A 17,888-nucleotide genomic window follows, 5' to 3' on the forward strand; every position below is an offset into this window, starting at 1 on the left:
AACAGCTCAAATTCAGTCACCACCGAAATTGAGCCGCCTTTCACACTGACAACATCTTCACACACAATATAAAGATTTTTGGTTTACATTACGTGGCATTGAAAGGAAATAAAAACAACTCAAACTCGTTCTTTATGGAAGTGAATCCACCGGATTTGAGTTGCCTTTCACACTGACAACATCTTCACACACAATATAAAGATTCTTGGTTTACACTGCGTGGCAATTGCAAGGAAATAAAAACAGCTCAAATTCAGTCACCACCGAAATTGAGCCGCCTTTCACACTGACAACATCTTCACACACAATATAAAGATTCTTGGTTTACACTGCGTGGTATTGAAAGGAAATAAAAACAACTCAAACTCGTTCTTTATGGAAGTAAATCCACCGAACTTGAGTTGCCTTTCACACTGACAACATCTTCACACACAATATAAAGATTCTTGGTTTACATTACGTGGTATTGAAAGGAAATAAAAACAACTCAAACTCTTTTCTGTAGAAGTGAATCCACCGAATTTGAGTTGCCTTTTACACTGACAACATCTTCACACACAATATAAAGATTCTTTTAAGCGAGGCTAACTTGCCTCAAGCTTATGACGAGAGCCTTGCTCTGTGTCTATGGTTAAACTTTAGAGTGTTAGCTCCAATTTGACAAACGAGAAAAATAAACCTAATAGGTGAAAAAAACTAAACTATAGACGTTTGTCTAATACATTAAGATTGGATTACTTTAGAAGCTATCGAGTTAAGCAGTTTTACAGACACAAAAAAAGCGCTATAAAGCGCTTTTTAATATTTAAGGCGGGCTTAAATAATTTGGTTTTCTTTCCAGGCTTGCTCTTTAGCTAAACGGTTTTTGCGTTTATCACATGGATCATCGCAATCACAGGCTTTATCAATACCAACCGAACCTAAACCACCACAGCTGCTTGCCATAGATTTTTTTTGCACGATCATACCAACGGCCATAGCCGAAACTATCAAAATTAGTAAGCCAAAAGTAAGAAGAAAAAGTGACATTGCTTAGCCCCTATTGATCAGCAATTAATTAAACTCAAACATTTTTGAGCGACTGCTATTATATACCCAAATAACGCGAAAATAAACAAGCCAGCACCATACTACAAATAAGGTTTAAATGCAGGGCTTGAATAAGTAACTAAACCCTCATTTGATTTACCTATTAAGTATACCGGTAAATCGTGCTGCTGAGCGTATGCTTGCGCTTTTTCCATACCCATCACAGTAAGTGCAGTCGCTAAACCATCTGCCGTCATAGCGCTTGGATGAAGCACAGTTACCGACACTAAGTCGTGCTTAATAGGCATGCCGGTCACGGGATCAATTAAATGAGTATAGATCTCGCCATCCATTTTATAAAAAATACGGTAATCACCTGACGTAGCAATACCGTTTGTACCTGGCGATAAAACACGGTGTACCTTTCGCTCTCCAGGTTGCGCATCTGGTTGCTCAATCGCAATTTTCCAATCCTGATTATTTGGCTTTTCACCTGCTATACGCAGCTCTCCACCAATCTCAACCATGTAATTGGTAATACTATGGCTTTCTAATAACTGCGCTACTTTATCAATACCATAGCCTTTAGCCGTTGCCGAAAACGAAAGCTCTAACCCATTAACTGTTTTAGACAGTCCTTGCTCATCTAAAATAAGTTTATCAATACCTATTTTTTCGAGCATAGTTGCAAGCGCTTCATCACTTGGGCGATTGGTTGGTTTTTTATCAGGACCAAAGCCCCATAAATCAATTAAAGGCCCCATAGTGACATCGAGTGTTTTAGTTGATTCGCCTAAGCGAATAGACTCGCTGATAACAGCCCTAAAATCTTCGCTAATTGGCATAACTTGATTTGCTGGTAATCTGTTAAATATATTTATTTCAGAGTCTTCTATGTAAGTAGACATAGACTGATTCACATCTTTTAAAACAGCGTCTATTTGCAGCTGTAATTGTGAAGCTGATAGCTGGCCCTGCTCATCGTAATATTTAATATGATAAGTGGTGCCCATAGTCTTACCTTCTAAAAAGGTTTCCCTCGACTCTGGTTTTTCACCACACCCAGACAGTAATAAGGTCAGTGTGATTAGTAAAAAGGCCATTATGCCTTGTGAAGTACTTACTCGATTCATAACAGCTCTACTTAATAGATTGATAAAATTAAAGAATAAAAAAAGCCTCGTAACACAAGTGCTACGAGGCTGGTATTTTAACCAAAACTAAACTGTTTTGGTATTAGTGTTAGCCACCGAAGTCATCTAGTAAGATATTTTCGTCTTCAACACCTAAATCTTTAAGCATAGTAATAACTGCCGCGTTCATCATTGGAGGACCACACATGTAGTACTCACAATCTTCCGGCGCTTCGTGATCTTTAAGATAGTTCTCAAATAACACGTTATGGATAAAGCCAGTATAGCCTTCCCAGTTATCTTCAGGTTGTGGATCTGAAAGTGCTGTATGCCATACGAAATTAGGATTTTCAGCGGCTAAGCCGTCAAAATCTTCTACGTAGAACATTTCACGTTCAGAACGTGCACCATACCAAAAGCTCATCTTACGTTTAGAGTTCAAACGTTTAAGTTGGTCAAAGATATGTGAACGCATTGGCGCCATACCAGCACCACCACCAACAAAGATCATTTCTGCATCTGTGTCTTTAGCAAAGAACTCACCAAATGGACCTGAAATAGTTACCTTATCGCCTTTTGTAAGTGACCAAATGTACGAAGACATTTTACCACATGGCAAGCTTAGGTTTCTTGGAGGCGGAGCAGCAATACGCACGTTAAGCATAATGATGCCTTCTTCTTCTGGATAGTTAGCCATTGAGTATGCACGAATTGTTTCTTCGTCTACTTTTGACTCCAGATCGAAGAAACCAAAATGGTTCCAATCGCCACGATATTCTTCAGGAACATCGAAATCTGCATATTTAACATGATGAGGTGGCGCTTCGATTTGGATGTAACCACCCGCACGGAAAGGCACTGACTCATCACCAGGGATTTGCAGTTTAAGTTCTTTAATGAAGGTTGCTTTGTTATCGTTAGAGATAACTTCACAGTCCCATTTTTTAACACCGAAAATTGACTCTTCAAGCTCAATCTCCATGTCGTTTTTAACATTTACCTGACACGCTAAACGACAGCCTTCACGGGCTTCACCTTTAGAAATGTGATCAAGTTCAGTTGGCAGAATATCGCCGCCACCTTCTTTAATGTGTACACGACACTGACCACAAGAGCCACCGCCACCACATGCAGAAGATACGAAAATACCTGATTCAGATAATGCACTTAAAAGCTTATTACCTGCTGAGGTAGTAATGGCTTTATCTTTATCGCCATTAATACCGATGATGATGTCACCGCTTGCAACTAACTGAGATTTAGCACCAATAATCACTAAAACTAGTAGTACAACGATAGCGATAAAAACACCAACTCCTAAGAAAATATCAGTATAACCCATGATTTATCCTCGCTACCTTTACAGTGAAATACCAGAGAATGACATAAAGCCAAGAGCCATTAAGCCAACAGTAATAAAGGTAATACCTAAACCACGTAAGCCATCTGGTACGTCTGAATATTTCAGTTTCTCACGGATACCTGCAAGTAATGTAATTGCAAGTGCCCAACCAACACCAGCGCCAATACCATAAACAACAGACTCGCCGAAGTTATAGTTACGCTCAACCATGAATGATACCGCACCAAAAATTGCACAGTTAACTGTGATAAGTGGCAAGAAGATACCTAATGCGTTGTATAGTGCAGGGAAGAACTTATCTAATGCCATTTCCAATATTTGCACTAGTGCTGCAATAACACCAATGAAAGTCAAGAAACGTAAAAAACTAAGGTCTGCATCTGGGTAACCAAGCCACGTAAGTGAACCTGGCGCTAGCACTGCATGGTAAACTAAGTTGTTAACTGGTACTGAAATACCTAATACAACAATAACCGCTATACCTAGGCCAATTGATGTAGTTACTTTTTTAGATACTGCTAAAAAAGTACACATGCCCAAGAAGAATGACAACGCTAAGTTTTCAATAAAAACGGCTTTTACAAATAAACTAATATAATGTTCCACTGTGTGCCCCTTACGCTTTAGCTTCTACTTGGTCTTTCTTATAAGTACGAAGTACCCATATGAATAAACCAATGATGAAGAATGCACTCGGTGGTAATATCAATAGACCCATAGGCTGATACCAACCGCCATTTTGTACTAATGGGATAATATCAACACCGAATAGTGAACCCTTACCAAATAGCTCACGAATGAAACCAACGGTAAGTAGTACTACTGAATAACCTAAACCGTTACCAATACCGTCAAGGAAAGACATGATTGGTGGCGACTTCATCGCATATGCTTCAGCACGACCCATTACAATACAGTTAGTAATAATTAGACCGATAAATACAGAAAGCTCTTTTGCCGTAGCGTAAGAAAATGCTTGTAATACTTGGTCAACAACGATTACCAGTGATGCAATAATTGTCATTTGTACGATGATACGTACAGATGATGGGATCTGGTTACGAATAAGCGAGATAAAGAAGCTCGAAAATGCAGTTACTAATGTCAATGCAATTGACATGATTAACGCATTTTTTAAGCTAGACGTTACCGCCAGCGCAGAACAAATACCAAGTACTTGTAGTGCGATTGGGTTGTTAGCTAAAACCGGACCAAATAGGACCGCTTTCATTTCTTTAGTATCAGCCATTATTTCAATGCTCCTTTACGTACTTCCGCAAGGAATGGACCAAAGCCATTTTCACCAGTCCAAAAGTCAACTGTATTATCAACACCATTAGACGTTAAAGTTGCACCCGATAGACCATCAATTTGATGCTCATTGCTAGCGCCACTTTTTACAACATCGATAGGTAATTCTTTACCGTCCCATTTTGCAGTCCACTGTGGATTTTGGATTTCGCCACCTAAACCAGGTGTTTCACCATGCTTATAAAAGATAATGTTTTTGATTGTTTCGCCATCGTTTTCAAGCGAAAGGAAACCATACATTAATCCCCATAAACCGTAACCCTGAATAGGAACAATAATAGTGTCAACTGACCCATTATCTGCTCTAGAGATGTATACAGGTGCTTCTGTTGTTACGCGCTGAATGCCCGCAACGTCAGTAATGCCTTTTTCAGCAAGTGCAAAGCTTAGCTTAGGGTCGAATTTACTTTTTTCAAAGTCAAATGCATTAACCTTAGCCTGAACTTCTTCACTTGAGTCGCTTGCAAAAGACTCACCCGTTTTCATATTAACTAAGCGTACTTCGATTTTGTTGTTGAATGTTTCAGAAACATTTTCAACTTTTCCGATTCCCGCTGCAACTAAGATATTACTTTGAATATCTTTCGCTTTATTAGCTTGCTGTAAAGGACGAAGCTGTACAGCAGCAAACGATACAATGATTGCACACACTAAACATAGTGCTACAACAACTGATAACGTTTTACCGATTGATTCGTTATTACTAGACATTACGTGCCAACCTCCGCTTAATATTAGCCTGCACTACAAAGTGATCGAACAGTGGAGCGAATAAGTTAGCAAACAAGATTGCTAGCATCATACCTTCTGGGAAAGCAGGATTCACAACACGTATCATAACCACCATAAAGCCAATCAATAGACCATATGCCAATTTACCTTTGTCAGTAAATGCAGCTGATACAGGGTCAGTAGCCATAAAGAACATACCAAACGCAAAGCCACCTAGTACTAAATGCCAATACCAAGGCATTGCAAATACAGGGTTAGTTTCTGAGCCAACAGCATTTAGTAAAAATGCAGTTGCTACCATACCTAGGAATACACCTAGTACGATGCGCCAAGAAGCGATACGAACGTAAATTAAGAATAAACCACCTACTAACAATGCAAGTGTAGATGTTTCACCTACAGAACCTTGAATGAAACCGTAAAACGCATTCCACCATAATTCCATGTTTGCAAAGTCTAGTTGCCCGATGAAAGCTTGGCCTAGCATAGTTGCACCAGAGAAAGAATCTACTGCTGTCCATACTGTGTCACCCGAGATTTGAGCTGGGTATGCAAAGAACAAAAATGCACGGCCGGCTAAAGCAGGGTTTAAGAAGTTACGGCCAGTACCACCAAAGATTTCTTTAGCGATTACTACACCAAATGTAATACCTAACGCAACTTGCCATAAAGGAATTGTTGCAGGCAAAATAAGTGCAAATAACACTGATGTTACGAAGAAACCTTCGTTAATTTCGTGTTTACGCACAGAAGCAAATATTACTTCCCAAAAGCCGCCTACTGCAAATGTTACCGCGTAGATAGGTAGGAAGAAACATGCTCCATAGAACATCTTAGCGCCCCAACCTGCATCAGCGGTTAATTGACCGCCTAACAGTTGAAACAAATCAACTTGCCATATATTAGCTAGTTCAAAACCTTGTGCTAAAGCACCGGCGGCCTGATGACCAATATTGAACATACCAAAAAACATAGCAGGGAACGTTGCCATCCACACTAAAATCATCATGCGTTTTAGGTCGATGTTATCGCGTACGTGTGTCGCGCCTTTATTTACGTAGCCTGGTGTATAAAAAATAGTTGCAGCTGCTTCATACAGTGCATAAAACTTCTCATATTTACCACCGGCTTCAAAATTCGGCTCGATATCTTCTAGATATTTTTTTAAACCCATCTCTCTAGCCTTCCTTCTCGATCGTAGTTAAGCAATCGCGTAGGATAGAACCATACTCGTATTTGCCTGGACAAACGAAGGTACATAACGCTAAATCTTCTTCATCAAGTTCAAGCGCGCCCAATGAAATTGCACTGTCTAAATCGCGTGCAATTAAGTCACGTAATAATAGAGTAGGCAAAATATCTAGCGGCATTACGCGCTCGTAGCTGCCAATTGGTACCATGGCACGTTTTGAACCACCTGTTGACGTTGTCATTTTAAATAAACGACTCGGCGCAAGGTGAGAAAGGAATGTGCGCGTTACAGAGAATTTATCACTACCTGGTGCAATCCAGCCAAACAATTCTTTTTCGCGACCTTCAAGTAAAACAGATACTTGAACGTGGTAACGACCTAAGAATGCATGAACACCGTTTGAAATAGAACCAGATAAAACAGAACCAGAAATAACGCGGTTATCTCCGTCTTCTAGTTCACCAGCCACTAAATCATCCAATGAAGCACCTAATTGTGTTTTCACTAAACGTGGATTTTTAACGCGAGGACCTGCAAGCGAAATAACACGATTTGTGTAAATTTCACCAGTAAGGAATAAGTGACCAAACGCAATAACGTCTTGGTAACCAATATGCCAAACTTGTTTGCTAACAGAAACTGCATCAAGATGATGGATATGAGTGCCAACGAGGCCAGCCGGGTGCACACCACTAAACTCATGTACTTCTACTTGAGCTATAGATGAGCTAGGGATTTGGCTGCCTGCTTTTTTACACACAAATACTTTACCATCGGTCAAACGCGAAACAACAGCAAGACCCGCTTCAAATGCTTGCGCATTTTCGGCAATTATCACCGCAGGATCTGCAGCTAATGGGTTTGTGTCAGTTGCGGTCACAAAGATAGAACTAGGATTTGCATCCACAGCAGCTACTTTACTGAATGGGCGAACACGAAGTGCTGTCCATTGACCAGACTGGATAAGTACTTCTTTGGCTTTTTCACGCTCTAAGCTCGCAAGCTCGTCTGCTTTGAAAGAGTCAAAGGTGATTTGCTCACTGCCTGCTACTTCAATAACAACAGATTGCAGCACACGTTTAGCACCACGATTTATTTCTTTTACTGTGCCAGAAGCTGGAGCAGTAAATAGGACGCCTGGGTTCTTTTTATCTTCAAAAAGTACCTGGCCTTTTTTGACTTGGTCATCCACACGAACATGCATGGTTGGACGCATACCGATAAACTCTTCACCAAGCACAGCTACACGTTTGACAGTAGAACCGTCATGTATAACTTGCTGTGGCGAGCCCTCTAAGGGTAAATCCAGACCTTTTTTTATATTGATCATACGCACTTGCACTACATTAAAGGAAAGAAACTGAAAAATCGTATCAACCACGTCGCCATTTGAATTATTCCAAGTTATATCAAGGTACAAAAGAGCAGCTTGCTAGATATATCAAACAAGCAACGTAGTAAAACTCATCACATATTGCCGAGATTTTAACATTATTTTAGATGACTATGCGAGTGTATTTATGAAAATTATACGACAGAAACACTTATTTAGTTTTGTTAAGTGACTTTAATAAAAATCAAGCTAGACCAAAGTGGTAGCCTAAGCAATTATCGTTCCTGATTTCATCGTAAATTAAACAAGTTACGTCACACAAAAAAAGCCGCTATTGCGGCTTTTTATAACTAAATTCTGTTAGTCAATCATATTAGCAATTGGCTTAACTGAATCTATGTCTTGATCGTAGTCAACACCGTCTATACCAAAACCAAATAAGCGTAAAAACTCATTATGGTAACCAACATAGTCTGTTAGCTCATCAATGCTGCTTGTATCAACACTATCCCATACAGCTTGAACGCGTGCTTGCACATCGACTTCTAGCTCTTTATAGTTTTGGAATAAATGCCCACCGTCGTCAAAGCGAGGCGATTCACCATATAGGTTTTCACTAAATAATGCGTGAATTTGCTCAATGGTGCCTTCATACGTACCATCTGCTTTCATAACTTTAAATAAAGCAGAAATATATAACGGCATAATAGGAATAGCAGAACTTGCTTGTGTCACTACTGCATTAAGTGATGAAACATACGCCTCACCATTTAAATCTTTTGTCGATTCTTTAATAGCAGCCGTTGCACGGTCTAAATCTTCTTTAGCTTTACCAATAGTAGCGTGTCCGTATATTGGCCATGTTAGCTCTTTACCAATATAAGTATACGCTGTAGTTTTAAAGTTATCGGCTAATACATCCGCTTCTTTTAATGCGTCAATCCACATTTCCCAATCTTCACCACCCATTACTTTAATAGTGTTGTCGATATCGTCTTGATTTGCAGCTTCAACCGTAATTTCATCAATTTCACGCTTTGATGTATTTAAGTTTTTAGTGGTTACTGCATTACCTATTGGCTTAAGTGTAGATGAGAACACTTCGCCTGTATTTGGATCAGTACGACGCGGAGACGCTAGGCTGTAAATAATACAATCTACTTTACCCAAATCTGCTTTAATAGTGTCGATTGCTTTTTGCTTGATTTCGTTAGAAAACGCATCGCCATTAATATTTTTAGACCAAAGACCTGCTTCGTCTGCAGCTTCTTGAAAAGCAGCGGTATTGTACCAACCAGCAGAACCTGTTTTACGATCTGTACCTTCTTTTTCAAAGAAAATACCTAATGTTTTAGCACCACCACCAAACGCAGCAGTAATGCGCGATGCCAAGCCGTAGCCTGTTGATGCGCCAATAACTAATACATTTTTTGGTGCACTTTTTAATGCGCCTTGTTGTTTTACATAGTTAATTTGTTCTTGAACATGCTCTGCACAACCAGCTGGGTGTGCGTTTGTGCAGATAAATCCACGAATTTTAGGCTTAATGACCATTGATCATCCTATATCTTTTACAATAAAAATTAGCGCTAGTTTAAAGGCTAATACTAAAAACACTGATCTGATCAGTTAAACACTCATCAAATACTCTAAAACATTACTTAGCTAATTTTAGAGCCACCCATACAATTAGGTGAATCAGGCGCTTCACCGCCCTGCTCTGCATACTCATCGGGTGTATATGTATGAATAGCGAGTGCATGAATATGATTTGCTAACTCATCTTTTAAAATTTCATTAATTTCGCGATGACGTTGTAATAAACGCTTACCCGCAAAACCTTCGCTAACCACTACTACTTTAAAGTGTGATTCAGTGCCAGCACTGTGCATATGGCTTTCGTTAATCACGTTTAAATGTTTACACGCAATGGCGTTGCTTATTTTTTCTTGGATCTGTTGCTGCATTGACATAAAAAGACCGTTTTAATTAGCTAATTTATACACTTACTATAACAATTTAACGCAGTGATTGGCTAACTAAATTGCTTTTGCTTAATGTGCTTTATAAATCGGTAAGTTAAACTTATTCGCGGATGCGCAAGCGTGGTTTGCTTAGGTATTGCATGTTGATAGTCTCGTTGGCTATGTTCATTCATTATTAAACAGCTGCCACTTTGTAATTTTAAGTCAGTTACTTTATTGCTCGCCTTGTGCTTTAACTTTAAAACACGATCAGCTCCTAGAGAGACACACACAATTGTTGGTTTATCACCAAGCTCTATTTCATCATCACTGTGCCATCCCATCGTATCATTACCATCTCGGTAATAATTAACGAGCAATGAGTTTAGAGGCTGGTTTAAATGTGCTTCTAAACGCTTTCGCATATTAAGTAACAATTCATCCCATGGTTCTACTATTTGCTTACTACTTGAATAGCCGTATTCAATATTTAAATCACTCATGAAACATTGCAGTCGTGGAATAGGCCCCGTTTTGCCATAAACGGTTACATCGGGTTGCTGCCAACGTAGGTTTTTTTGCAAATAATAAAATAGATCGAGGCTTTTTTGTGCACTAAGTGCCCTACTTTGATAAGAAAAGCCATTTGGTAACTGTTGGGGGTTGGCGTTTTGCCGTTGCATGTTAGAATTTACCTACATTAGATTACTGATCAACGAACCATTATGACGACGCAAGCCCAGCTAGGCGATAAAACCTTTACTCTTGAACGCTTTCCATTGGATCAAAAAAACCGCAGCTTACAAGCGTGGGATTCGGCAGATGAGTACCTTATCAATTATGTTAACGAACATCACCCAGATTGTCGCTCATTGCTTATTTTAAACGATAGCTTTGGTGCACTTGCTTGTTATTTTAATAAGTTAACGGTTTGTTCAGTTAATGATTCTTATATTAGCCACCAAGCTGCGGCTTATAACTTACAAGAAAACAAGCTGCCTACAGCAGAGTTTACGCAAGTAGATAGTTTGTCGGCATTACCAGAGGATGTAGATTTAGTACTTATTAAAATCCCTCGTAATGTAGGTTTTTTACAGTTCCAATTAAGTGAACTCAGTGAAGTACTTGCACCTGGTACGCCAGTAATTGCCGCAGGTAAAACAAAAGAAATTCATAATTCAACAATAAAATCATTTGAGCAATTTATTGGTGAAACAACAACAAGCCTAGCAGTTAAAAAGTCTCGTCTTATATTAAGCACAGCTAAAGGCGGATATAAAGCAGCAGACTTCCCTATAACATGGGAGCTTGAAGGTACTGAGTTTAATATAACAAATCATGCAAATGTGTTTTCGCGTGATTCGTTAGATATTGGTGCTCGCTTCTTTTTTAACTACTTACCAGAAACACCAAAAGCTAAAAGCATTATTGATTTAGGCTGTGGTAACGGCGTTGTTGGATTAATGACGCTTGCTCGTTGCCCCAATGCATCAATTACCTTTGTTGATGAGTCTTACATGGCAGTAGAGTCAGCCCGGTTAAATGTAGAAATTAACCTAGGCGATAAGTTTGATAACTGTGAATTTATCGAAAACGACTGTTTAACAGGCTTTGAAAGAGACAGTGTGGATATGGTGCTTTGCAATCCTCCATTTCACCAAGCTCAAGCTGTTACCGATCACATTGCTTGGCAAATGTTTAAACAAGCAAAAGATACTTTAAAAGAAGGCGGTGAGCTGCGTATTATTGGTAATCGTCATTTAGATTATCACGATAAATTAAACCGTATGTTTGGTAACTGTAAGCTGCTAGGTTCAAACAAAAAGTTTGTCGTTTTAAGCGCAACTAAAAATAGTGGAATGCTATAAATGAAATTAACAAACATTATAATTGGGTGTTGTATATTGCTACTACTTGGTGGCTGCGCTAATCAGCCTAGCCAAGTAATCCTCAATCCTGTTTATAAAAGTGGTCAAATAAGCACTATAAATAGTAGCTTAAGCACCAGCGTAATTGATTTACGTGGCGACTCATCAACACTTAAACTTATTGAATCAGACAAAACTAAAACCTTTGCAAGCCAAGGCCTTACTGAATCAGTTAAAAGTGTTTTAGACAGCGCCCTTAGCCGCAATGGTGCCAGCATTTCTAACTTGGCAACTGTTCGCTTTGAAGTAGATATTCATGCACTGCAGGCTGTTGTGACCGAAAAACTTGTGAGCCATACCAGCGAAGCCCATATAGAGCTTGGCGTGCGCGTTATTCGCGCCTCAAGTAATTTTAGTAAAGTGTATAGAGGCAGTGCTAATTTAGAAGGTCCGTTTAGTCACGAGCGAGTAAAAATAGAAGGTCAGCTCAATAAGTTGACTGAGCAAATTATTACCCGCATTGTATCTGACCCTGAATTAATAGAATTTTTAGAAGGTTAACTATGAAACGACTTTTTTTAATCTGCTTAGGCCTATTTTTTAGTGTAAGTAGCTTGGCAGCCCAAGAAGGCCGCTTTGTGCAAAAAGACAATATTTTTCCACGCGTCGAAATCGTAACAACGATGGGCAGTATTGTTGTTGAACTGGACCGTTCAAAAGCACCCATTACGGTCAATAACTTTTTAACTTACGTGTCAGATAAGAGCTATCAAGGCAGTGTTTTTCATCGTATTGAGCGCGATGTGGAAAATGACCGCGACTTTGTTATTCAAGGTGGTGGTTACGATAAAGATTACGACGGCTTACACGAAAATGACCCTATTTTTAATGAAAGCGGTAACGGTATGAAAAATGATATGTATAGCATTGCTATGGCGTATCAGGACCGTGAACCGCACTCGGGAACACGCCAATTCTTTTTTAACATGGATAATAATGATCACTTAAATCCAGGGAAAGATTGGGGTTTTGCAGTATTTGGTAATGTAATGGATGGCTACGATACCCTTGATAAGATCATGGCTGTTGAAACAGGGTTTAATGAAAAGATTGGTTACGATTTTGTTCCTAAAAAACCGGTGATCATCTTAAATATTAAAATGCTTGAACAAGTTCCACTGTAATTTATTTAAGAGCAGCTTAGCTGCTCTGCATCAAAGCCAATGAAGGCCCTATGAGCAAATCTCTCTCTATTAGCGAATATTTTTCTTACTTTAAAGACAAACGCTTAATCCATATTTTTATATTTGGTATGAGTAGCGGTTTTCCGTGGGTATTAATTGGCTCTGTTATGTCGGCTTGGCTAAAGGATGAAGGGCTAAGCCGCAGCATGATTGGCCTATTCGGCATTGTATTTGGCGCTTACAGTATAAATTTTTTATGGTCGCCTTTAATCGATCGTACAAAACTCCCTATTTTATATAAATGGCTAGGCCAACGTCGTAGTTGGATACTATTTTGCCAGAGCTTTATTTTTATTGGCACCTTATTATTAGCTGGGCTTGATTTAAAAGCTAATTTAGCAATTGTTGCTGCAATTTGTTTGTTAATTGCCATTGCTTCGGCTACTCAAGACATTGCTATTGATGCATTCAGAATAGACACACTTAAAGCAAACGAATCACACAAAGCAACCGCTGCAGCCGCCATGGCAACGTCGGGTTGGTGGACAGGTTATGCGCTTTTAGGTGCAATTCCATTTTATATGGCTGATATCCCCTCGCTCGACTGGCCACAAATTTATTACTTTTTAGCTGCTGTAATGCTGCTGCTAATGAGTGGAGCATTGTTTGCAAAAGAGCCTGAATCAAATAGAGAAGCGGTACATGCCGAGCTTGAACGTGTGTACCTTGAAAAACTGTCCTCTACAAAACAAACCCCTCTTACAAAAACTGTTGCGTGGCTCGCGGTAACCGTTATTGATCCCTTTAGAGCTTTTTTTACTAAAAATGGCGTTAAAACGGCACTGACATTACTTGCGTTTATTTTCTTATTTAAAATAGGCGAAGCGTTTTTAGGGCGAATGTCGATTGTTTTTTATAAAGAAATTGGTTTTAGCAATAGCGATATAGCTACATTTTCAAAGGTAGGTACTGCCGTACTTACAATCATATTTACCTTTGTTGGCAGTTTATTTAATCAAAAATATGGCATTGTTAAGGGTTTATTTGTTAGTGGCATTGCGATGGCGGCCTCAAACTTAGCCTTTTCGTGGATTGCTTTAGTTGGCCCTGATTTAAGACTGTATGCCTTTGCTATTGTTATTGATGGGTTTACGCAAGCATGGTCGCTGGTCGCTATGGTGGCCTTTATATCGATGTTATGCGATAGAGCATTTAGTGCAACACACTATGCATTACTGGCGTCGTTAGGGAATTTAGGACGAACGTTACTTTCGAGCTACAGTGGTGTAGTAATTGATGATTGGTTAATGGGAAATTGGTCGATGTTCTTTGTTTTAACAGCCTTGATGGTTATACCTTCGCTGATATTTTTATACCTGATTAGGCATAAATTATATGAACTTGAGAAAAATTATCATAAAAATATTTAATGCATCCCTGCATTAACATATTGCTTAGCACTATCAAGTGCCCCTTAAAGTGTACTAAGCAATGTTTGAGTTAATCTACTTTTAGCAAGCTAAGTGCTTCATGTGGATCAACTTCTAGAGCTGTACAATAACGAACAAACTCAATCACATCTAAACGGCGTTCTTGATTTTCAATCTTGCCGATAAACGAATGAGGCGTTCCCAGCACTTGTGCTAGGCTTCGCATTGTATGACCCTTTTCGTGGCGCTTACTTTTAAGCCACTTTGTTAGCTTTGCATTTTCTTCAGAAGAAACTGTTTTGCCCATCATTTTACATCTCCTACTAGATGATTTGACGTACCTATTAAAGCAGTAGTCTCTATCAATAGCTGTAGGCAAGTAAGCAGTCATACTATATTTTCAATAGCAAGCTATTGCTTAACAAAGCATGTGTTGCTACTCACTCCACCAATATAGCTAAAAAACTACGCTAATAATGTGGTAAAGATTTGTTTTTATTGAGAATGAAATTTTGCCCGTCTCATTCTTGGATACATTATATACTATTAACACTTTGGTTAAATAACTAATTACATACTCGGTACAAATATGAACACGAGTGAATATTTATAAACGCTGAATACTGACCTAAGTACTCAAAAAGTATTAATAAATTAATTTCTAGTTATAAAATATTTAAATGAATTTTTATAACAATTTTGTTCCAATTTATCGTCACATGTTTATGATTAAGCAATAATTAGCACCAAAAAGGCCGAATAATGTTCAGACTTCTTTTTTTATTACCGATTGTGTTGTGCTTGGGTTGGTACTTTTTTTTGCGCCACAACGGCGTACCAATTAAACAAGGCAAAAAAGGCTTCATATACATTTTAGCGTTTTCTGCTTTTGTACTTGGCTTTTTTGTATTGATAATGCAAATAACCGAATACGCCCCAACCGATTTGTAGGCATTAAAAAAGCCGCAAAAGCGGCTTCATTCTATTTAGCGTTTGGCTGTTAAACGCTAAAGCTTGCACCACAACCACAGGTTGTTGTTGCATTAGGATTAGATACAAAAAAGCGTGCGCCTTCTAATCCTTCAGTGTAATCAACTTCACCGTCAACCAAATATTGAATGCTCATTGGATCGATAACGAGTGTTACACCATTTTTTACAATTTCTAAATCGCCAGGATTCGCTTTTTCATCAAAAGTAAAACCATATTGAAAACCAGAACAACCACCACCTGTTACATAAACACGCAGTTTTAAATCTGGATTTTCTTCTTCGTCGATTAACTGTTTAACGCGAACAGCAGCTGCATCGCTGAACTTAATTGGTAATTCTTCAGACATTTTAAAACCCTCAATATCGCAATGGCGTGATTATCTAATACCCGAGTGTTTTAATCAAGTATAGTAAAACAACTCTTTACTCTAAGTTATACCTATAAATTAGTAAAAAAGTGGCTAAACATTAGCTCACTAAAATAATACTTAAGCAAACTAAAAGCGATCCTTGTAAACTATAAATTCATTAAAAATTTTAGTTATAAAAAATAGGTCTTAATCTTTACTGCAAATTGTTAATATAAGTTACGAAAAATTCAAAATCACAAGGACTTAACTAAACTCTTTTGCTAAAATGCTGCTGAAAAATGCGGCGAGGAAATAATGCATGTGGCTTGAGCAACTCAGGCGTCGACTGGCAAAACCTAAAACATCTGTACAATTATGCTTATTAGGCGTAGTTGCCGGATTAATTGCTGCATTTTTTATTATTTTATTTCGCTTAACTATTTTGTTTTTTCAAAGCTTATTTTTGGAAACACCTGACGACTTTACTACCCTACCCACTCTTGAACGCGTTTTAATGCCATTAATAGCCGCATTTTTAATTGCGTGCTTTGCTGCATTTACTGGCTTTAAACATTACCGTTTAGGCATTCCTTTTGTTATTCATCGTATTAAACGCCATTACGGGCAAATGCCTTTATACAATACGGTTAATCAATTTGTTGGTGGCGCACTTGCACTCATTAGCGGTTTTTCAGTTGGCCGAGAAGGGCCTTCCGTACATATGGGCGCAACAGGTGCGAGTATTTTAGCGGATAAACTACATTTACCGCATAACGCCATGCGTACTTTAAGTGGTTGCGGCGTTGCAGCAGGTATAGCCGCTTCGTTTAATACCCCACTTGCAGCCGTTATTTTTGTAATGGAAGTGGTACTTCGAGAATATAAAGTACACATATTTGTGCCAATCATGCTTGCTGCTGTTACTGGTGCACTCGCTACGCAGTTTGTTTTTGGTGAAGGCTCTGAACTTGCACTCATTACAATAGCGCCATTAAGTGGTTGGCATTACCCTTATTTAATATTATGCGGTATGGCGCTGGGCGCTATAGCATTTAGCTTTAATCAAAACTTAATGCTAATTATTAAAACATTTAAACCTTTAAGTATGTTTCCTCGTTTACTAATCGCAGGCTGTATTGCCAGTTTAATAGCTTACGCAGTGCCTCATGCTATGGGTTCTGGTATGAGTGCGATTACTATCGCGGTTGAATCTCCTGATAACGTAAAGCTGCTTACTACCATTTTAATCGCTAAACTACTTGCCACATTGTTTGCTATTGGTTTGGGTATTCCGGGCGGTTTAATTGGTCCTGTAATTGGGCTTGGTGTATTAATTGGGACATTAATGGCCTTTTTTGCTCAATATATTAGCCCGGGTACTGATATTGCGGGTACGTATGGGGTTTTAGGTATGGCTGGATTATTAGCGGCTACACTGCATGCACCACTTGCTGCATTAACAACAGTAATGGAGCTTACATCATCACCTGAAATAATCGTTCCTGCGATGATAGTTATAACCACTGCATATGTAACTGCATTACAATTTTTTGGAAATCGCTCCATATTTTTGCAGCAATTAGATTTTCAGGGATTGCCGTACCATGTATCTCCCGCTACCGAAGCATTACAAAAAGTGGGAATAATGGATGATATGGATGAAGACTTTAAATTGCTTTACTCAGACGATAAAGAGCAAATAAAAAATACGCTTGATGCCATGGATAGCCAAACACCCTTGATTGTTTTTGACGAAGAAAATGGCTATCGCCTCGCTGAATACGATTTAACGCTAATGTCTGATGAAGCAATAAATATAAATTACATTAGCTTGCAGGGCATCAGCAGCCAAGCCACTCTAGCCGATGCATTCGATATACTAAAAGATAAAAGAAGTGGCGCGCTTTACGTTTATAACCTTTTAGATAATCAACAAATTATGGGGCTATTACGCTGGGATCAAATTCATCATATTTTAACCATTCGTAACAGCTTACTTTAAGCAAT

At 38.8% G+C, this 17,888-nt stretch carries 19 protein-coding genes; 6 read left to right on the plus strand and 13 right to left on the minus strand.

Going from position 1 to position 17,888, the window contains the following annotated elements:
- Window positions 1-816: 816 nt before the first annotated feature.
- From nqrM to AAEY68_RS13840, 11 genes are all read right to left on the minus strand, one after another.
- On the minus strand, window positions 817-1,029 hold the full coding sequence (nqrM, locus tag AAEY68_RS13790) for a (Na+)-NQR maturation NqrM (protein WP_007376137.1): 213 nt from the start codon (window positions 1,027-1,029) through the stop codon (window positions 817-819).
- Window positions 1,030-1,130: 101 nt separating this feature from the next.
- Window positions 1,131-2,162, minus strand: a complete 1,032-nt coding sequence (locus tag AAEY68_RS13795; protein ID WP_024593511.1) for an FAD:protein FMN transferase — start codon at window positions 2,160-2,162, stop codon at window positions 1,131-1,133.
- Window positions 2,163-2,271: 109 nt separating this feature from the next.
- Entirely contained in the window at window positions 2,272-3,504 is a 1,233-nt protein-coding gene (gene nqrF, locus AAEY68_RS13800) for an NADH:ubiquinone reductase (Na(+)-transporting) subunit F (protein ID WP_024593510.1), read from the minus strand.
- Window positions 3,505-3,522: 18 nt separating this feature from the next.
- Window positions 3,523-4,131, minus strand: coding sequence for an NADH:ubiquinone reductase (Na(+)-transporting) subunit E (gene nqrE, locus AAEY68_RS13805; protein ID WP_024593509.1), 609 nt, complete (start codon window positions 4,129-4,131; stop codon window positions 3,523-3,525).
- Between the two features lie 10 nt (window positions 4,132-4,141).
- A complete protein-coding gene (locus AAEY68_RS13810) occupies window positions 4,142-4,774 on the minus strand; it encodes an NADH:ubiquinone reductase (Na(+)-transporting) subunit D (RefSeq protein ID WP_024593508.1) in 633 nt (210 codons plus the stop codon).
- The gene (locus AAEY68_RS13815; protein ID WP_024593507.1) at window positions 4,774-5,547 is read right to left on the minus strand and encodes a Na(+)-translocating NADH-quinone reductase subunit C; all 774 of its coding nucleotides are present in this window, start codon (window positions 5,545-5,547) and stop codon (window positions 4,774-4,776) included. Before AAEY68_RS13815 ends, AAEY68_RS13810 begins: the two co-directional genes overlap by 1 nt.
- Window positions 5,540-6,742 (minus strand): NADH:ubiquinone reductase (Na(+)-transporting) subunit B, encoded by a 1,203-nt coding sequence (locus AAEY68_RS13820; RefSeq protein ID WP_024593506.1) that lies wholly within the window; start codon window positions 6,740-6,742, stop codon window positions 5,540-5,542. The genes AAEY68_RS13815 and AAEY68_RS13820 overlap by 8 nt, the downstream gene beginning before the upstream one ends.
- A gap of 4 nt (window positions 6,743-6,746) precedes the next feature.
- Window positions 6,747-8,090 (minus strand): Na(+)-translocating NADH-quinone reductase subunit A, encoded by a 1,344-nt coding sequence (locus AAEY68_RS13825; protein WP_024593505.1) that lies wholly within the window; start codon window positions 8,088-8,090, stop codon window positions 6,747-6,749.
- Window positions 8,091-8,453: 363 nt separating this feature from the next.
- Window positions 8,454-9,647 (minus strand): enoyl-ACP reductase FabV, encoded by a 1,194-nt coding sequence (gene fabV / locus AAEY68_RS13830; RefSeq protein ID WP_024593504.1) that lies wholly within the window; start codon window positions 9,645-9,647, stop codon window positions 8,454-8,456.
- A gap of 107 nt (window positions 9,648-9,754) precedes the next feature.
- Entirely contained in the window at window positions 9,755-10,066 is a 312-nt protein-coding gene (locus tag AAEY68_RS13835) for a BolA family protein (protein ID WP_007584885.1), read from the minus strand.
- A gap of 62 nt (window positions 10,067-10,128) precedes the next feature.
- Complete coding sequence (locus AAEY68_RS13840) at window positions 10,129-10,740, minus strand: alpha-ketoglutarate-dependent dioxygenase AlkB family protein (RefSeq protein WP_024593503.1); 612 nt, start codon at window positions 10,738-10,740, stop codon at window positions 10,129-10,131.
- A 42-nt stretch (window positions 10,741-10,782) separates the two neighbouring features.
- On the opposite strand from AAEY68_RS13840, the gene AAEY68_RS13845 reads away from it, so the two are divergent.
- From AAEY68_RS13845 to AAEY68_RS13860, 4 genes are read left to right on the plus strand one after another with little or no spacing between them, the layout of a single operon-like run.
- Entirely contained in the window at window positions 10,783-11,925 is a 1,143-nt protein-coding gene (locus tag AAEY68_RS13845) for a methyltransferase (protein WP_010555194.1), read from the plus strand.
- Window positions 11,926-12,486 carry a YajG family lipoprotein gene (locus AAEY68_RS13850; protein WP_024593502.1) on the plus strand — a complete coding sequence of 187 codons (561 nt, stop codon included), beginning with the start codon at window positions 11,926-11,928 and terminating at the stop codon, window positions 12,484-12,486.
- Window positions 12,487-12,488: 2 nt separating this feature from the next.
- A complete protein-coding gene (locus AAEY68_RS13855; RefSeq protein WP_007584880.1) occupies window positions 12,489-13,109 on the plus strand; it encodes a peptidylprolyl isomerase in 621 nt (206 codons plus the stop codon).
- A gap of 50 nt (window positions 13,110-13,159) precedes the next feature.
- Window positions 13,160-14,539 (plus strand): AmpG family muropeptide MFS transporter, encoded by a 1,380-nt coding sequence (locus AAEY68_RS13860; RefSeq protein WP_350586140.1) that lies wholly within the window; start codon window positions 13,160-13,162, stop codon window positions 14,537-14,539.
- 70 nt (window positions 14,540-14,609) lie between these two features.
- On the opposite strand, the gene AAEY68_RS13865 is transcribed toward AAEY68_RS13860, so the two are convergent.
- Window positions 14,610-14,849, minus strand: coding sequence for a helix-turn-helix domain-containing protein (locus tag AAEY68_RS13865; protein WP_007584874.1), 240 nt, complete (start codon window positions 14,847-14,849; stop codon window positions 14,610-14,612).
- Window positions 14,850-15,301: 452 nt separating this feature from the next.
- On the opposite strand from AAEY68_RS13865, the gene AAEY68_RS13870 reads away from it, so the two are divergent.
- Entirely contained in the window at window positions 15,302-15,490 is a 189-nt protein-coding gene (locus AAEY68_RS13870; protein WP_010555198.1) for a hypothetical protein, read from the plus strand.
- Between the two features lie 49 nt (window positions 15,491-15,539).
- Here AAEY68_RS13870 and erpA read toward each other — a convergent pair whose 3' ends face one another.
- Entirely contained in the window at window positions 15,540-15,878 is a 339-nt protein-coding gene (gene erpA, locus AAEY68_RS13875; protein WP_002958911.1) for an iron-sulfur cluster insertion protein ErpA, read from the minus strand.
- A 322-nt stretch (window positions 15,879-16,200) separates the two neighbouring features.
- On the opposite strand from erpA, the gene AAEY68_RS13880 reads away from it, so the two are divergent.
- Complete coding sequence (locus tag AAEY68_RS13880) at window positions 16,201-17,883, plus strand: chloride channel protein (protein WP_007584866.1); 1,683 nt, start codon at window positions 16,201-16,203, stop codon at window positions 17,881-17,883.
- Window positions 17,884-17,888 lie beyond the last annotated feature (5 nt).

This window comes from Pseudoalteromonas sp. RB2-MNA-CIBAN-0110 (genome assembly GCF_040309305.1).
Taxonomy (GTDB): Bacteria; Pseudomonadota; Gammaproteobacteria; order Enterobacterales; family Alteromonadaceae; genus Pseudoalteromonas; species Pseudoalteromonas arctica.

What these genes read in the sequence shown, in the direction of transcription:
- AAEY68_RS13850 (WP_024593502.1), top strand. Translation starts at nt 11,926, where the DNA reads ATGAAATTAACAAACATTATAATTGGGTGTTGTATATTGCTACTACTT.
- AAEY68_RS13815 (WP_024593507.1), bottom strand. Translation starts at nt 5,547, where the DNA reads ATGTCTAGTAATAACGAATCAATCGGTAAAACGTTATCAGTTGTTGTA.
- AAEY68_RS13865 (WP_007584874.1), bottom strand. Translation starts at nt 14,849, where the DNA reads ATGATGGGCAAAACAGTTTCTTCTGAAGAAAATGCAAAGCTAACAAAG.
- AAEY68_RS13870 (WP_010555198.1), top strand. Translation starts at nt 15,302, where the DNA reads ATGTTCAGACTTCTTTTTTTATTACCGATTGTGTTGTGCTTGGGTTGG.
- AAEY68_RS13845 (WP_010555194.1), top strand. Translation starts at nt 10,783, where the DNA reads ATGACGACGCAAGCCCAGCTAGGCGATAAAACCTTTACTCTTGAACGC.
- AAEY68_RS13795 (WP_024593511.1), bottom strand. Translation starts at nt 2,162, where the DNA reads ATGAATCGAGTAAGTACTTCACAAGGCATAATGGCCTTTTTACTAATC.
- fabV (WP_024593504.1), bottom strand. Translation starts at nt 9,647, where the DNA reads ATGGTCATTAAGCCTAAAATTCGTGGATTTATCTGCACAAACGCACAC.
- nqrM (WP_007376137.1), bottom strand. Translation starts at nt 1,029, where the DNA reads ATGTCACTTTTTCTTCTTACTTTTGGCTTACTAATTTTGATAGTTTCG.
- erpA (WP_002958911.1), bottom strand. Translation starts at nt 15,878, where the DNA reads ATGTCTGAAGAATTACCAATTAAGTTCAGCGATGCAGCTGCTGTTCGC.
- AAEY68_RS13855 (WP_007584880.1), top strand. Translation starts at nt 12,489, where the DNA reads ATGAAACGACTTTTTTTAATCTGCTTAGGCCTATTTTTTAGTGTAAGT.
- AAEY68_RS13880 (WP_007584866.1), top strand. Translation starts at nt 16,201, where the DNA reads ATGTGGCTTGAGCAACTCAGGCGTCGACTGGCAAAACCTAAAACATCT.
- nqrF (WP_024593510.1), bottom strand. Translation starts at nt 3,504, where the DNA reads ATGGGTTATACTGATATTTTCTTAGGAGTTGGTGTTTTTATCGCTATC.
- AAEY68_RS13810 (WP_024593508.1), bottom strand. Translation starts at nt 4,774, where the DNA reads ATGGCTGATACTAAAGAAATGAAAGCGGTCCTATTTGGTCCGGTTTTA.
- AAEY68_RS13820 (WP_024593506.1), bottom strand. Translation starts at nt 6,742, where the DNA reads ATGGGTTTAAAAAAATATCTAGAAGATATCGAGCCGAATTTTGAAGCC.
- AAEY68_RS13840 (WP_024593503.1), bottom strand. Translation starts at nt 10,740, where the DNA reads ATGCAACGGCAAAACGCCAACCCCCAACAGTTACCAAATGGCTTTTCT.
- AAEY68_RS13860 (WP_350586140.1), top strand. Translation starts at nt 13,160, where the DNA reads ATGAGCAAATCTCTCTCTATTAGCGAATATTTTTCTTACTTTAAAGAC.
- AAEY68_RS13835 (WP_007584885.1), bottom strand. Translation starts at nt 10,066, where the DNA reads ATGTCAATGCAGCAACAGATCCAAGAAAAAATAAGCAACGCCATTGCG.
- AAEY68_RS13825 (WP_024593505.1), bottom strand. Translation starts at nt 8,090, where the DNA reads ATGATCAATATAAAAAAAGGTCTGGATTTACCCTTAGAGGGCTCGCCA.